13 protein-coding genes and 1 riboswitch are annotated in these 15,048 nt (G+C 43.9%); of the genes, 5 read left to right on the forward strand and 8 right to left on the reverse strand.

Annotation, left to right across the window (positions count from 1 at the left end; all coding sequences use genetic code 11):
• Window positions 1-10: 10 nt before the first annotated feature.
• Window positions 11-1,207, forward strand: a complete 1,197-nt coding sequence (gene ftsW, locus B3D47_RS04595; protein WP_004810120.1) for a putative lipid II flippase FtsW — start codon at window positions 11-13, stop codon at window positions 1,205-1,207.
• Here the strand turns inward: ftsW and B3D47_RS04600 are convergent.
• The 7 genes from B3D47_RS04600 to B3D47_RS04630 all read right to left on the reverse strand — a co-directional run bounded on the left by B3D47_RS04600 (window position 1,196) and on the right by B3D47_RS04630 (window position 7,956).
• Window positions 1,196-1,456, reverse strand: coding sequence for a zinc ribbon domain-containing protein (locus tag B3D47_RS04600; protein ID WP_163164661.1), 261 nt, complete (start codon window positions 1,454-1,456; stop codon window positions 1,196-1,198). The two genes, ftsW and B3D47_RS04600, sit on opposite strands and share 12 nt — an antisense overlap.
• A 49-nt stretch (window positions 1,457-1,505) precedes the next feature.
• Window positions 1,506-2,453: a tRNA glutamyl-Q(34) synthetase GluQRS gene (gene gluQRS, locus B3D47_RS04605; RefSeq protein ID WP_286860201.1), complete on the reverse strand. Its 948-nt coding sequence runs from the start codon at window positions 2,451-2,453 to the stop codon at window positions 1,506-1,508.
• Window positions 2,454-2,455: 2 nt separating this feature from the next.
• Window positions 2,456-2,983: an RNA polymerase-binding protein DksA gene (gene dksA, locus B3D47_RS04610; protein ID WP_004810113.1), complete on the reverse strand. Its 528-nt coding sequence runs from the start codon at window positions 2,981-2,983 to the stop codon at window positions 2,456-2,458.
• A 210-nt stretch (window positions 2,984-3,193) separates the two neighbouring features.
• The gene (gene cpdA, locus B3D47_RS04615) at window positions 3,194-4,006 is read right to left on the reverse strand and encodes a 3',5'-cyclic-AMP phosphodiesterase (protein WP_286860203.1); all 813 of its coding nucleotides are present in this window, start codon (window positions 4,004-4,006) and stop codon (window positions 3,194-3,196) included.
• 5 nt (window positions 4,007-4,011) lie between these two features.
• A complete protein-coding gene (locus tag B3D47_RS04620) occupies window positions 4,012-4,635 on the reverse strand; it encodes an NUDIX domain-containing protein (RefSeq protein ID WP_071319769.1) in 624 nt (207 codons plus the stop codon).
• A gap of 75 nt (window positions 4,636-4,710) precedes the next feature.
• Complete coding sequence (gene thiC / locus B3D47_RS04625) at window positions 4,711-6,606, reverse strand: phosphomethylpyrimidine synthase ThiC (RefSeq protein ID WP_286860206.1); 1,896 nt, start codon at window positions 6,604-6,606, stop codon at window positions 4,711-4,713.
• A gap of 86 nt (window positions 6,607-6,692) precedes the next feature.
• Window positions 6,693-6,823, reverse strand: a riboswitch (TPP riboswitch).
• A 92-nt stretch (window positions 6,824-6,915) separates the two neighbouring features.
• Window positions 6,916-7,956: a hypothetical protein gene (locus B3D47_RS04630; RefSeq protein ID WP_004896362.1), complete on the reverse strand. Its 1,041-nt coding sequence runs from the start codon at window positions 7,954-7,956 to the stop codon at window positions 6,916-6,918.
• Between the two features lie 292 nt (window positions 7,957-8,248).
• On the opposite strand from B3D47_RS04630, the gene B3D47_RS04635 reads away from it, so the two are divergent.
• The 3 genes from B3D47_RS04635 (at window position 8,249) to B3D47_RS04645 (ending at window position 12,372) form a co-directional block, all read left to right on the forward strand.
• Entirely contained in the window at window positions 8,249-9,592 is a 1,344-nt protein-coding gene (locus B3D47_RS04635; RefSeq protein ID WP_286860210.1) for a TolC family outer membrane protein, read from the forward strand.
• Window positions 9,593-10,076: 484 nt separating this feature from the next.
• Window positions 10,077-11,414, forward strand: a complete 1,338-nt coding sequence (locus B3D47_RS04640) for a glycosyltransferase (RefSeq protein ID WP_286860212.1) — start codon at window positions 10,077-10,079, stop codon at window positions 11,412-11,414.
• A 1-nt stretch (window position 11,415) separates the two neighbouring features.
• Window positions 11,416-12,372, forward strand: a complete 957-nt coding sequence (locus B3D47_RS04645) for a hypothetical protein (RefSeq protein WP_286860214.1) — start codon at window positions 11,416-11,418, stop codon at window positions 12,370-12,372.
• A gap of 87 nt (window positions 12,373-12,459) precedes the next feature.
• Here the strand turns inward: B3D47_RS04645 and B3D47_RS04650 are convergent, their stop codons facing one another.
• Complete coding sequence (locus B3D47_RS04650) at window positions 12,460-14,262, reverse strand: ABC transporter ATP-binding protein (protein ID WP_180184945.1); 1,803 nt, start codon at window positions 14,260-14,262, stop codon at window positions 12,460-12,462.
• A gap of 150 nt (window positions 14,263-14,412) precedes the next feature.
• On the opposite strand from B3D47_RS04650, the gene B3D47_RS04655 reads away from it, so the two are divergent.
• Window positions 14,413-15,036 (forward strand): alpha-ketoglutarate-dependent dioxygenase AlkB family protein, encoded by a 624-nt coding sequence (locus tag B3D47_RS04655; RefSeq protein ID WP_286860216.1) that lies wholly within the window; start codon window positions 14,413-14,415, stop codon window positions 15,034-15,036.
• The last annotated feature ends 12 nt before the right edge of the window (window positions 15,037-15,048 follow it).

Below are 15,048 nucleotides of genomic sequence, written 5' to 3' on the forward strand. Positions count from 1 at the left end.
GATTCGTGATATGGCTGAGTTTGCTCAGACTGCGATCAATAAAATTACTCAAATCTACGAGCAGTGGCTACCCAAGTTACCCGCTGAAGTTAATCCACGTAATGTGCTGATTTTCTGTGTATTGGCTTTGCTGTGTATTGGTTCAATCATGGTGGCATCGGCTTCGATGCCGTATGCAGAACGAATTAATGGCAATGCCTTTCACTACATTACCCGACATGCCATCTCGATCGGGGCTGGGGCAGCAGTCGCCTATGCTACTTATAAGATTCCTTTAAATCGCTGGTTTAACAGTACTTTCTTTTTATGGTTTGTGACCATTCTGCTGCTATTGGCAGTATTGCTGGTCGGTACTGAAGTCAATGGTTCCAAGCGCTGGATTCGTCTTGCTGGCTTTACCTTACAGGCTTCCGAAGTAGCGAAGGTAATGATGGCAATCTTCACTGCAGACTACGTAGTGCGCCGTGCTGAAGAGGTACGCAACAAGATTTCCGGTTTGGGACGCTTAAGTATCATCATGGGGGCAACCATCCTGTTGGTCATGCTTGAGCCGGACTTGGGGGCAACCGTAGTCATCACGCTAACCATGCTTGGAGTGTTCTTCCTGGCGGGTGCGCCGTGGAACCAGTTTGGTCTGGCTTTCGGCGTCATTATTGGCGCGTTGATCGCTGCAATTGCTTTTGAGCCATATCGTCTGCAGCGTTTCCTGTCTTTCTCGAATCCTTGGGAAGATCCGCTGGGCACGGGTTATCAGCTATCTAATGCGCTCATGGCTTTTGGTCGTGGAGAATGGACGGGTGTCGGTCTGGGACACAGTATTCAGAAAATGTCTTACCTACCTGAAGCGCATACCGATTTTATGCTGGCAATTCTGGGTGAGGAATTCGGTTTTCTGGGCATTGCGATCGTTCTGATTCTGTCTTTCAGCATGATTGTCTGCTGTATTCGCATTGGTCATCGTGCCCTGAAAAACCATTACCTGCGTGCTGGTTATCTGGCATATGGCATTAGTATTATTTTCCTGTTACAGGTTTTGGTGAATGCAGGCATGAACATGGGCATGCTGCCAACCAAGGGTTTGACCCTGCCATTTATCAGTTATGGTGGTTCTTCGCTGATTATGTGTGCCATGATGATCAGCCTGATTCTCAAGATTGATGCCACGACTCGTGAAAGTAATCCAAGCCGTGAGGAATCAAGCTTCTAGATTAGACTGATGGTTCGAGTCAGGCTGGGCATGGTCGAGAACTGTGCTTGGCATGACCGTACCGCAGTGATTACAGCGCACAAAAGCATCCTTGGCTTTCGACAGGGGAATCAAGGGAATAAAGAATAAGGAAAAATAATTACGCTGCTGTCTCAGTTCGTAACCGGCTCGGGTTCGGCACACTGGACACAAGAACTGACTTTTCTCAATGACTTTGGTTTTCGGTCCAACACCAAAAATAAAAAACATAGACTGACTTCCACCTGAATTTTTCTTTAGCTTAAGCCAAAACAGCTCTTTATAAATAGTAGCCTTGTAGCTCAGTTGTGTGTGGAATCCGTTCGATATTCCATTGTGCCACCGCCTGTTTCAGCATTTTTTCCGGAGTATCCAGTTCAACTTCAGCCTGGTGCAAAGCTTTAAGTACCTGTTTTAATAATTGCGGCGCCTGAGTTAAATCCAGTGCTTGCGCCAGATTCTGTTTAGAGAGTTTCTGACCCTGATTATTCATTGCGAGTGGCAGGTGCATATACTGCAGACGAGGGTAGCCGAGCATTTGCCCTATATAAATCTGACGTTCGGTATTATCCAGCAGGTCCGCGCCACGTACCACATGAGTTATGCCTTGCAGGTAATCATCCACCACGACTGCCAGCTGATAGTTAATGATGCTATCACGGCGCTTCAGGACAAAATCTCCCAGATCATGCTTAAGATTAGAGCAATGATGACCTTGCAACGGATCATCAAAACAGATTTCGACATCTTCAACTTTTAAGCGAATGGCCTGATGTTCGAAAGCTAAGCCTAAATCACGGCAGGTATCCTGATAGATATGATTGGAACCGAGCATCTTGCGCGTACATTGACAGGCATAGACCAGACCCTGCTGACGTAGCTGTTCAATCACAGCATCATAAATGTCTAGGCGGTCTTTTTGAAAAATGATTTCGGCATCAGGATCGAAACCAAAGGCATCCATGGCACGAAGAATATGATCTTCACTGCCAGGATAAATGCGGGGAATGTCGGTGTCTTCAATACGAACCAGCCATTGACCCTGATGGGCACGGGCATCACAGTAACTGGCGACTGCGGTAATGAGGGAACCAAAATGTAAAGGGCCGGTTGGCGATGGCGCAAACCGACCTGAGTAGCGAGTTAGCGAAACATCGTTTCGCCGCTGCGCATGAGGAGCATGCTCCGCAAGGGAGCTGTGCTCGGCTGAGGAATTCTCAACAGTCACGATTAACCGTTATTTTGCTTCTCTTTGATTTCAGCAAGAGTCTTACAGTCAATACATAAAGTCGCAGTTGGACGAGCTTCCAGACGACGCAGACCGATTTCGATACCACAGGTTTCACAGAAACCGTAGTCATCATTTTTGATTGCTTCAATAGACTGTTCGATTTTGCGGATCAGTTTACGTTCACGATCACGGGTACGTAGTTCAATCGCAAATTCTTCTTCTTGTGTTGCACGGTCGTTTACATCTGGAAGTGCCGTATTTTCGTCTTGCATGGTATTCAGCGTACGGTCAACTTCAGTCATCAACTCAGCTTTCCAGGCCAGCAGAATCTGGCGGAAGTGTTCAAGCTGACCCTCAGACATGTATTCTTCATTTTTTTTCGGTTGATAAGGTTCGATACCAAATAAGCTAGCAGTAGAACCACCTTCAGTCGTTTTTGGCTTAGATTTGCGCACACGTTTTGTAGCTTTTTCATCTACCACATCAGTTTGTTCATCTAAGACTTGATTTTGGTTGTCATTCGCCATTTAGGGCATTCCTCATCATATGCGTAGGTAACTACGCAAAAAATATGGTGATATGCAAATTTTTATCCACCCTGAAGAAGGATTATCCTCCTATGGGGGTCGTCATCATATAGACTTTTTATGCGTTTTGATAGTCTTTGATGGCGGGATTGTAGATATCACGTTTCCTTTAAGAGCAATAAAGTAAAGCAAAAAAAACAAATTGAAAAGTTAATAACCTGAAATTTCAGTATTAATTTTAGCTTGCTTTAAAACCACCCTTTGAATGTAAGTCTGGTACTCACCATTGTCTTTTAATTGTAATACGCGATAGCCGGGCTGCGCTTGGTCTAAGGCAAAATTTTCGCTCAAGGGTTTGAACTGTACACTGGTTGAAGGAGTGGACAGATAGCGCACGCCCTGCCATTCATTTTCAGAATCCTGATGCACATGTCCAAATAGCACCATTTTGACATTGGTATGCCGTGCAATCACATCTTTCAATGCTTCTGAATTTTTCAGCCGATGCTGGTCAATCCAGTGTGATTGCATCGCAAAAGGATGATGATGACAGGCCACGATCACATACTGCTTGCTATGCTCAAGCAATAACTGTTCCAGCTGATCCAGCTGTTTTTGTTCTACCCAGCCATCGACCCGACCTTTTACAGCACTGTTGAGTAGAATTAAAGTCCAGCAACCAAAGCTAATCGAATGCGCTTCATCACTATTTTTATAAAAAGGGAAAATAGCCAGATAATCATCATGATTACCTGGAATCTGATAATGCGGCACATTCCAGGCCTGCATAAATTGTAAGTAACGTTGATAGGTAGATTCTGCTGCAACCTGGGCCAGATCTCCGGTATGTACCACCGCATCAATATGCGGAAAACGCTGCTGAATGTCGTGTACGACCTCTAAAAAGCTCTGCTCCGGATTCATGCGGGCAAATTCAAGCTCAGGCTGGTCCATCAGATGCGTGTCTGAAATCTGGATGAGCGTCCAGACTTTTTCAGATGCAGGAGTAGAGGTCTGTGTCATCTGATCTACTCCTTTGGATAGGCTGTTGAGATATGTTGCTGTAACCATTGTAATGCCATAATGACGGGCGCATTTTTGAGACGGTTATAACGGAATAATTCTGGAAGGTGGGCATAATCAAAAATATGCAGCTGGATATTTTCCCCTTCATCCGGCATGCCATGTACACCGCCATGTTCAGGCAGCTCTGCCTGAGCCACATAAAGGTGGAACAGTTCAGAGCAGGCACCCGCTGAAGGATAGAAACTATACAGATGTTGCAGCTCCTGGATTTCACAGCCAGATTCTTCCAGTGCTTCACGACGGATGCAGTGCTCTGGAGATTCATCACCATCTAAAACCCCGGCAATGATTTCCAGCTGCCATGGGGAATCGGTATCATCCAGTGCACCAATACGGAACTGCTCGATCAGGGCAAATTTTTGTTGTTGGTCATTATAAATCAGCACCCCAGCTGCAGGACGCCGCGCAATCAGTTCACGCTGAATCGGAGGAATATATTTATTGCTCTCAAAAAGACGATGACTCAGCTGCACTTTTTCGACTTTCACGAATCCTTGATACAGATATTCGCGCTGTTGCAGGTCGACATCATTATAGTTATAGGACGCTTGCTGAATAATCTTCATAAATCAGAAAAGGATGAAAACATTTATTTCATCCTATCTGAGTTTTTAGCAAAAACAACTGATTTTCAGTGGGAATTAGACTTTGTGATATAAATTTCGACCACTTTCAATGAAGCTGGTTTTCATGCTGTTAAGACCTGCTTCAACCTCTGGATCGAGCTCTGCTGCCTGCTGTGCATTTTTCTGATTATTCGCATAATCCCGCACATTCTGGGTGATCTTCATCGAACAGAATTTCGGACCGCACATCGAACAGAAATGCGCTGACTTATGTGCCTCTTTCGGCATGGTCTCATCATGCATGCTGCGCGCCGTATCCGGGTCCAGACTCAGGTTAAACTGATCTTCCCAACGGAACTCAAAACGGGCTTTGGACAGGGCATTGTCACGTGCCTGTGCACCCGGATGGCCTTTGGCCAGATCCGCTGCATGTGCGGCAATCTTGTAGGTGATGATACCGTCTTTCACATCCTTTTTGTTTGGCAGACCCAAATGTTCTTTTGGCGTCACATAACACAGCATCGCGGTGCCATACCAGCCGATCATCGCGGCACCAATGGCAGAAGTAATATGGTCATAGCCCGGTGCAATATCGGTAGTTAAAGGTCCTAAGGTGTAGAAAGGTGCTTCTTTACAGACTTCCAGTTGCAGATCCATATTTTCCTTGATCATATGCATTGGCACATGGCCTGGACCTTCGATCATCACCTGTACATCATGTTCCCAGGCACGATGGGTCAGTTCACCTAAAGTACGTAGCTCGGAGAATTGCGCTTCATCATTGGCATCCTGAATACAGCCCGGACGCAGACCATCACCCAGACTGAATGAGACATCATAGGCTTTCATGATTTCACAGATTTCATCAAAGTGCGTGTACAGGAAGTTTTCCTGATGATGGGCCAGACACCACTGCGCCATGATTGAACCACCACGGGATACAATCCCGGTTAGACGGTTCGCAGTTAGTGGGACATAACGTAATAACACGCCAGCATGAATCGTAAAGTAATCCACGCCCTGTTCGGCCTGCTCAATCAGGGTATCTTTAAAGATTTCCCAGGTCAGGTCTTCGGCTACACCATTCACTTTTTCCAGCGCTTGATAAATTGGCACAGTACCGATTGGCACAGGGGAGTTACGGATAATCCATTCGCGGGTTTCATGAATATTCTGACCTGTAGACAAATCCATAATCGTGTCAGCACCCCAGCGGGTTGCCCAGGTCATTTTTGAAACTTCTTCTTCAATCGATGAACCCAGTGCCGAGTTACCGATGTTGGCATTAATCTTGACCAGGAAATTACGCCCGATGATCATCGGTTCGCATTCAGGGTGGTTGATATTGGCTGGAATAATGGCACGACCCGCTGCAACTTCCTGACGCACGAATTCTGGTGTGATTTCAGTCAGGTTTTTCGCACCAAAGTTCTGTCCGGCATGCTGGCGCATATCGACACCTTCACGCTGGCGCAGATTTTCACGAATGGCGATGTATTCCATTTCCGGTGTAATAATGCCTTGCTTGGCATAGTGCATCTGGCTGAGATTGTGACCGCGTTTGGCACGACGGGGTTTTTGAATATGCGCAAAGCGGATATTGGCAGTACGGATATCGCGTAGGCGCTGGCGACCAAATTCGGAACTTAAGTCTTCTAGTACTTCGCTATCACCACGCTGTTCAATCCAGCTTTCGCGTACATGCGGCAGACCTTTGTTCAGGTCAATCGTGATTGCAGGATCGGTATAAGCACCAGACGTGTCATACACCATTAAAGGTAGATTTTTTTCACCGCCTAAACCTGTGGGAGTATCTGTCAGTGAGATTTCACGCATTGGCACCTGAATATCAGGGCGTGAACCTTGAATATAGACTTTGCGGGAAGCTGGTAAAATACGGGTGAGATCTCGAGCTTCCTGCTCATGATGAGCATCGGTTGCGGGAGTGGAGAGATTCGTTAATTGGTTCATGGCAATGATCCTTAGAATGACATCAACGAATCAAGCACGACCAAAAACGCAGGCGGATCTATCTTATAGATAGAAAGAGGGCTTTAAGTTTTTAGAGGCTTGATTCCTACGCAGGTCTTAACCTGATCAGGTTCAACGGTACTCACCATCAAATTGCACTCTAAAAGGCTATTTTGGTGATCTCAGCGAGTGATTACTCGCGCTCCGTCAAGCTCAGGCGATCATATAATAGTTAGGGAATAAAAAGTAGACGTGATTCGCTACTTTCTAGCAGAAATATGCAGTAAAGATTTCAGGGAAACAGGGTTGTTATAAACAGATGGCGTCCCTGAAACAGTCTTTTTTATAGTCTTGGGCTGGCATCTGAATTCCGGAATAATGGGCAATCTGTTCCCAGGCTGAACGGTTCTGATATTCGCTGTCAAGCACCTGTTTGCGCTGCTCTTCATTCATATCCAGAAATTCTAGAAAGCGTTGTGCCTTGGAAGTGATACCACCTTCATTTCCTTTAGACAGACCGATAATGGTTTCCAGATGGCTATGATCAACGGCATAACGATCCCGGTAATCCTGGGAAATTGGCGCACTATTCATGCCATGAAACAGGAAGTAGCTGTATTGCTGTAGCAGATATTCAGCATCCTTTTGGTAAGGGCTTTGCGGAAAACGCTTGAGATAATCCTCCCAATCCAGAATACGCGCAGCAATTTCAGCAGGTTCAATCATTAAGCGTTGTTGCGTGAATACCGGTTCAAGATTCTGCTGAGACAAGGTTTCAATAAAAGCACGTTCTGCTGCCGGGAGATAAGGTGCAAAGATACGAGCCAAATATTCAGGACTACGACGATAAGTCAGTTGCTGTTCCCCTTGCTCCACCACTTCGACATATGCTTGTCCCTTATGTTTAAGCAGGTACTGGTCACGGGCAGTCAGTTCAACAAAATGACTTTGCTGAATGGTCGGATGTTGAGCCATTTCCAGCGCATATTGTTCAAATGCACGTTGCTGGGCTGGTGTTCTTTCAACTTTCAGGAAACGGCTATACATGGCATTGGCATGACGCATCAGGTTTTTTTGCTGTTTATGCTCTAACAGTGGCAGACACACTTTAAGATTCTGATTGATCTGCTCAAGTGCAAAAGTTGTGCGCTGGTCATCAATTTCAGCCATCTGTTTTTCAATATTCTGGCACATCAGGCTAAAATCTTGAGTTGCAGTATTTTTCTTGACACTAGTTTCAGCAGGCTCAATTTCGACCTGCGGCTGTTTGGGCTGCTGACAGGCAAGCATCAGCAACAGCAGCAGGGCAAGGCAGCTGGCAACTAAAATTGAGGAAAAACGTGTAGACACTATAACTCTATGCTCTGATACAAATAATGAATAACAGCGGGGAATGCGCCTATTGTATACATCTTGTGCCAACAGACTGTTTAGTATTGTGAAGCTGTTTGTTAAGCTGTTGTCATCGACTCAAAAATGTGAATCAATATAGGATAAATTCACTTATTTGAATTAAAAAATTAATAAAAATCATACGTAAGTTTAGGAATAGACAAGTAATATTTGTATCACTTTAAGATTCAAGCATTTGGCTATATTTTGTTATGTATGACGATGCAGCAGTTAGGGATTCACATTATAAATGAAGATAAAATTCATCCTTAGTGCCAGCCTATTGTGTTTAAGTTCTGCCGTATGGGCACTGGACTTGGTTGAGGCGTATGAGCGTGCCAAACAAAATGATCCAAACTGGCAGGCCAATGTACTGCAATATGAAGCCGACCAGCTGAATCTTGGAATTGCCAGCGGCAATTTACTTCCAACTGTAAGCCTGTCGGGAAATGTGACCCGAAAAAACCAGTCGACTGATAATTCTGGAACACAAGGCTTGCCTGCGGAATTTGGGGAATTACAGGGTTCAAGTACAACCACCCGACAGATTGCTGTGACTGCGCGTCAACCTTTGTTTCGCTGGGATGCCTGGCAGGGATACAAGCAGGTCAAAACCTCAGTAGAACTGAGTGAAGTCAATTTGCGTCTGCAGAAGCAGCAGCATATTTTGCAGGTAGCGGAAGCTTATTTTAATGTATTACGTCAGCAATCCCTGACCGGTGCTTATTTGCAGGAAGAGCAGGCGCTGGCTGAACAGTTGCGCATGATGAATGCCAAACTCAAAGAAGGTCTGGTCGCACGCAGTGATGTCAGCGAAGCCAATGCCCAATATCAGAGTGCCCAAGCTAACCGAATCGCTACCCAAGTACAGTTGGTGTTGGCACAGGAGCAACTGGCGCAGTTAATTGGTCCTTATCAGGACAATCTGGCGGTCCTACGCAATGATTTCCAGTTCCAGAAACCATTACCAGCCAATATCCAGTCCTGGACCGAACTGGCACAAACTCAGAACCTGGAAATTCTACAGGCTCGTCTGCAAAAGCGTTATTCCGAAGATGCCAAACGTGTTGAAGAAGCAGCACGCTATCCGCAAGTTGAAGCAGTGGCAACTTATGGTTATCTGAAACAGATGCCAGAAACCGTTTTATCTTCCAATGGAGACTTTGATCAGGTCGGAGTAGAGGTCAACTGGAATCTGTTTAGCGGTGGCCGTACCAGTAAGAATATCCAAAAAGCAGGGGTGCTGGTGCAGCGTAGCGATGCCCAGCTGGATGCTGCGATGCGTAAAGCCAATACCGATGTGAAGCAGTCTTATCTACAGGTGGAAACAGATGAAGCCAAGCTGAATGCCCGCAAGGCGGCAATGGAATCAGCAGAAACTGTTTCCCAAGCATCCCGAGCACAATATCAGGAAGGGCTGAAAGCTATGGTAGATGTGCTGCTGGCACAGCGTAATGCTTTTTCTGCCAAAACTGATTATCTGAATGCTAAGTATGATTACCTGATTCATGTGCTGCGGTTGCAGGCCTCAGTAGGGCAGCTCAATGAACAGCAGCTAGCGGAAATGAATGCCTGGCTAGTAGAATATAACTAAAATCTAGCAAGCTCTTTTGAATAGATTGCCACCCTACTTTCATTATTGTAATGCTTTAGGACTGGGGGGATTTCTCTCTAATACGGTTCGATGCAGCGTTAATTTTCCAGATAAATAAAGCTGTAAAGAGAAGTCAATTTATAGTAAATTTTTATTATAAATTAACAAAAATGAAATCCTAATTATTTGTTTAAGATAGTGAATCATTTAAATGTTAATAATTTTTAAGCAATAAACTAATGCAAAAGTTACAAAAAATATATTTTTTAATAAAAAAATAATACAAAAAAGCGTACAATTGTGCGAAATGTGATCTAATCTCCCTTGAAAGTGTGAAGTAGTTCTTGAATTCACGCAGGCATATTTAATGCAACAGATATTGATATAAGAAAATATCCGCATTTCTTCTGATCACATAATTAATTCTATTTAGGATGGTTTAGGCATCCTATTAAGCAAATTCACGCATTGAAGAAAAAAATCTATGATCATAGATGAAAATAAAAAAGCAGGGTCTGGGCTTTACTTTACTGTACAGCTTAAGTTCGTTGTAGCATTTATTGGTGCCTGCTTCTGGGCAGGATTTTCAATATGGATCGCTCAAGATTGGATAGATGATCTGAGTAATTATATTGGTCAATTTGCGGCTATTTTTTTCGTATATGGTATAGCTATTATTCCTGGTTTTATGAATTCATTTGCAGCTTTTAGTCTGCTGATGGATCGAAGACCGAAGCGAGAACCTTTACCCGTTTATCCTGGGATTACAATGCTGGTTGCTGCCTATAATGAAGCTGCCTCAATTAAAGATACACTGGTCAGTATTGCTCTGCAAAAATATCCAGGACCATTACAAGTAATTGTTATCAATGATGGCTCCCAAGATAATACATCAGATATTGTTCGACAGGCTGAAGCCAAATATCCTTGGCTAGCCTTGCTGGATTTAAAGAAAAATGCAGGTAAAGCCAATGCATTAAATCAAGGTTTAAAAATTGCTGAGCATGATCTTATCATTACTGTTGATGCTGACTCTTACTTACATAAAGTGGCATTAATTAATATTGTTGAGCGTTACAAGTTAGATCCCCCTAATACACGTGCTGTGGCTGGTAAGATTCTGGTGCGTAATTCTCGTGAGAATATGCTTACCAAAGTGCAGGAATGGGATTATTTTCTGGGCATCGCTGCTACTAAACGTTTGCAATCTTTATATCAAGGAACCCTAGTTGCTCAAGGTGCTTTTTCTATTTATGACCGTGATGCATTAATTGAGGTGGGAGGATGGCCTGAATGTGTAGGTGAGGATATTGTGCTGACCTGGGCTTTATTAAAAGCAGGCTATCGTGTTGGGCATTGTGAGGACGCCTGTTTATTTACCAATGCACCCATGACTCTTAAAGTCTTTGTCAAACAACGTCAGCGTTGGGCGCGTGGTATGATCGAAGCCTTTATTAAACATCCCGCTATTTTAATTAAACCAAGATTGTCTACATTTTTTATTCATTGGAATTTATTTTTTCCCTGGTTAGATATTGCTTTTACTTTTGGCTTTATCCCGGGGCTCATCTTGGCATGCTTTGGACACTATTGGATCGTTGGGATTATGACTCTTGCACTATTGCCACTGGCATTCCTACTTGGTCTACTTAATTACAAGATTGAGCGGAGCATGTTCAAAGATTTAGATCTCAAAGTAAGAAAAAATTTTGTTGGTTTCTTACTGTATGTGCTGACCTATAGTTTTTTGCTACAACCCGCCAGTATTTTAGGATATCTGGATGAAGTCTTCAGAACAAGAAAAACCTGGGGGACAAAATAAAATGAGAAGTTATAAAATCTGTCTGTATGGTGTTGCTTTAATCATTAGTATGACGAGTACCAGTAATTATGCAGATGTATTACAAGAACAGCAAACTGAAAAAGAGCATGCGGCTGGAACTGAATTCTTTTTCAGTGACGATAGTGAAGGTTTTCAGACTCGTAAATTATCAGCAGAATTTTTGCCCCAATATGAAGATGCCGATCATTATTTAGGGGTACGTGGCAGTGCTTATCAATATAGAGCTGATGACTGGAAAAAAGATGGTCAGAAGATCTCATTTATTGGACGTGATATTGAATCTGCTACCGCTAATGGCTGGGTTTTAGAAGCGGGGCTATTCGAGCAAGGTGATCATACTTTATTAGCCTTCGATGGTAGTTATCGTACGCTTCTTGCAGAAAAGACAGCTATTGAAGTTTTTGCTAACCGAGATTGGGTTGAAACCCAAGCTGCTTTAGAACATGGAACACATTTTACTTTTGTGGGTGCTGCACTGGATCAAGGTCTGGGAGATCATGTCACCGTAGTAGGAGTAGCGGGTTCACAGCTCTTTTCAGATGATAACCGCCGTGATCATGGACGAGTTAGGCTTATCTATCAGCCTTCACTTGACCTAGGCCTGACATTGCAAGCCCGATATCGCACTTATCGCAGTAGTGAGACGGATGTAGGGGGTGAGTACTTCAATCCGAAAGATTATCAAGAAAGCATGTTTGCTATTGGCTGGCGTAAACGTATTTCCGGATGGACCACCGGTATTACTGCCGGGCTGGGCCGTGAAAAAATTAATGATGATGCTAGTCAGAACACACGATTATTTGAATTGAACTTGCAAAGTCCTGTACGTAGTGAGCAGTTTTTGCGCCTGAATGCTGGATATAACCGCAGTGCTTCTTTCTATGGGCCAGATTATAACTATCGTTATGTTCGAGGTGAGTGGATTTTACGCTTTTAGGCAAATTGAACTGGTTCGCTGAATAGCGGTCTATTAGGCCGCTTTTTTTTAGATCTATGTTTGAGGGAATAGAACTTTTTCAGCTTCTTAACTATGTGTTTCCTCTTCTGAATCCTCCTCAAAGGTCTTGGCAATCTTTTCGATATTGAGGCTCTTTGCCATCGCGTCAAAGATTTGCTTATACACGCCGTCCTGATGATAAAGCTGATCATGCTCGCCATGTTCAGCAATCGCGCCTTCTTTCATCACGTAGGTATAATCCGCATCAATAATCTGCGACAGGCTATGCGAGATAATAATCACGGTACGACCTTGCTTGATCTGATCCAGACTCTGCTTAATCTGTTCAGCAGCAATGGCATCCAGGCTGGCAGTCGGTTCATCCAGAAAAATAATCGGCGGATTTTTCAGGAACATGCGTGCCAAGGCAATGCGCTGCTGCTGTCCACCAGAAAGCTGCAAGGCATCGGAATCATAACCATTGGGCAACTGTAAGATCTGTTCATGAATCGAAGCTTTCTGCGCAGCTTCAATGACATCTTGCATACTGGCACTGGTCTTGCCATAACGGATATTGTCAAAAATCGTACCCTGGAAAATATGATTTTTCTGTAGAACCAAGCCAATATGGTCACGTAAATACTGGGTGTCATAATCCTGAAGATCAATACCATCCAAGGTGATCTTGCCTTGCTGTGGTTCATAAAATTTATCCAGTAAACTAATCAAAGTGGATTTACCCGCACCAGATAAACCGACCAGCGCAGTGATCTTGTTAGGGCGGATTTCCATATTGATATCTTTCAGCGCATGGTGTCCATTCGGATAATAGAATTCGACATGGCTCAGCTGAAATTTACCCTGAACAGATGGCTTCTGCTGTCCACTGGATTCAATTTCATGATCTGCTTCCAGAATATTAAAGAAGCTCTCGGAATAGATCATGGCATCATTGACTTCATCATAAATCCGGTGCAACGAACGGATTGGTGCCGAGACATTATTAAACAACAACACGTGATACATGATCATGCCAATACTCATCTGACCAGCAAGTACAAAATAAGCGGTCAAAATAATAATAAGGACGATGCCAATCTGCTCAATAAAGGTTTTCAGACCATCAAACAGAAAACTGGTTTGACGGGTTTTCATCTGATTATCGGTCAGTTCACGCTGTAGGCCGAGCTGCTTTTCGGACTCAATCGACTCACGGTTAAAGGATTTAATTACGGTTATCGAGTTAATAATACTGAGAATACCCTGACTCTTTTTCTCGCGACCATCTCTTAAACTACGGCGCCAGCCGCCCAGTTTTTGTGCCTGTTTGTAGGTCAGCCAGAAGTAAATTGGTACAATCGCCGTGGCTACCATCCCCACATAAATATTGGCATAGTACATCAGGCCTAAAGCTACAATCGCGCTGGTAAATAGTGGCAGGATATCAATAAAGAAGATCTGCACCAGACGCGTCAGTGAGCCAATGCCACGGTCAATACGGGTTTGCAATTTACCGGCCTGGTTATTGTCCTGATTAAAAAAAGCCAATCGATAGGTCAGAAACTTTTCAATAATGCCTTGTGCCAGATCCTGAGATACAAAAATTCGCAACTTTTCCCCATAGAATTTTTGTCCAAACTGCACAAAAGCATTAATCACTTCTTTCACCAGCAAGATCGCTGAAATGGTAATCAGGATATGCCAGCCCTCATTCAGTCCTTCACCTGCTTCAAGCAGCTTATTGATACTGTCGACCGCATATTGCAAAGTGATCGCGTTGACCTGAGCGGTAAATGAACCGATCAGGGTCAATATCAGGGTCGCAATCACCAGCAGCCGGTAAGGACGGACAAAGGGACGCAGCTTGTGAAAGAGTTGCCAAAGATCCATGCAGTATTATTTTTATTGTGAAAGTTAAAACAAGTTTATGCCCCTGAATGATCATTCACAAGAAGCTGATTTGTATTGATTTGTGCAATTTTAGTTGTGTGCAGAAAGCGAAACTGACAGGATAAAAGCTCTAAAGAGAATGAAACTGACATGACACTGGATTTATTTTCACCTCAGTCTCAAACCAATCTTTTGCCCTGTGACGGGGTGGTAGAAGACTATGGTCTGATTTTGAATGGAGAGCAAAGTCAGAAATATCTCGACTATTTTTTGCAGCATCTGGCTTGGGAGCAGGACGAGGTTTTTCTCTTTGGCAAGCATCATGTTACTGCCCGTAAAATTGCCTGGTATGGTGATGCAAATTACCAATATCATTATTCGGGCAGCTTGAAGAAAGCCCATATCTGGCAGCCAGCATTATTGAGATTGAAACAGCATATTCAACAGCGGGTAGGTCATCCCTTTAATTCCTGTCTGGCCAACCTGTATGAACATGGTCAGCAGGGCATGGGCTGGCATAGTGATAATGAAGCCAGCTTGATGTCAAAACGGCATGAAACTGTCATTGCTTCTTTAAGTTTTGGTGCTACCCGCAAAATGCGTTTTAAGCATAACTATACTGGGAATCTGGTAGAGTTGCTGCTTCAAAGTGGGCAGCTGATTGTGATGCGTGGGCAAACCCAGCAGTTCTGGAAACATCAAATTACCAAGACCACAAAGGTCATTACGCCACGGATCAATCTGACCTTTCGCTATTTTTATCCCGAAAATTAGAAATATAGAAGG

This window comes from Acinetobacter sp. UBA3461, assembly GCF_002381195.1.
In the GTDB taxonomy this organism is placed as follows: domain Bacteria; phylum Pseudomonadota; class Gammaproteobacteria; order Pseudomonadales; family Moraxellaceae; genus Acinetobacter; species Acinetobacter schindleri.

Excerpts from the sequence above, each read along its gene's own strand:
- ftsW (WP_004810120.1), top strand. The coding sequence starts at position 11 with ATGGCTGAGTTTGCTCAGACTGCGATCAATAAAATTACTCAAATCTAC.
- B3D47_RS04600 (WP_163164661.1), bottom strand. The coding sequence starts at position 1,456 with ATGTTTTTTATTTTTGGTGTTGGACCGAAAACCAAAGTCATTGAGAAA.
- dksA (WP_004810113.1), bottom strand. The coding sequence starts at position 2,983 with ATGGCGAATGACAACCAAAATCAAGTCTTAGATGAACAAACTGATGTG.
- cpdA (WP_286860203.1), bottom strand. The coding sequence starts at position 4,006 with ATGACACAGACCTCTACTCCTGCATCTGAAAAAGTCTGGACGCTCATC.
- B3D47_RS04620 (WP_071319769.1), bottom strand. The coding sequence starts at position 4,635 with ATGAAGATTATTCAGCAAGCGTCCTATAACTATAATGATGTCGACCTG.
- thiC (WP_286860206.1), bottom strand. The coding sequence starts at position 6,606 with ATGAACCAATTAACGAATCTCTCCACTCCCGCAACCGATGCTCATCAT.
- B3D47_RS04635 (WP_286860210.1), top strand. The coding sequence starts at position 8,249 with ATGAAGATAAAATTCATCCTTAGTGCCAGCCTATTGTGTTTAAGTTCT.
- B3D47_RS04640 (WP_286860212.1), top strand. The coding sequence starts at position 10,077 with ATGATCATAGATGAAAATAAAAAAGCAGGGTCTGGGCTTTACTTTACT.
- B3D47_RS04645 (WP_286860214.1), top strand. The coding sequence starts at position 11,416 with ATGAGAAGTTATAAAATCTGTCTGTATGGTGTTGCTTTAATCATTAGT.
- B3D47_RS04650 (WP_180184945.1), bottom strand. The coding sequence starts at position 14,262 with ATGGATCTTTGGCAACTCTTTCACAAGCTGCGTCCCTTTGTCCGTCCT.
- B3D47_RS04655 (WP_286860216.1), top strand. The coding sequence starts at position 14,413 with ATGACACTGGATTTATTTTCACCTCAGTCTCAAACCAATCTTTTGCCC.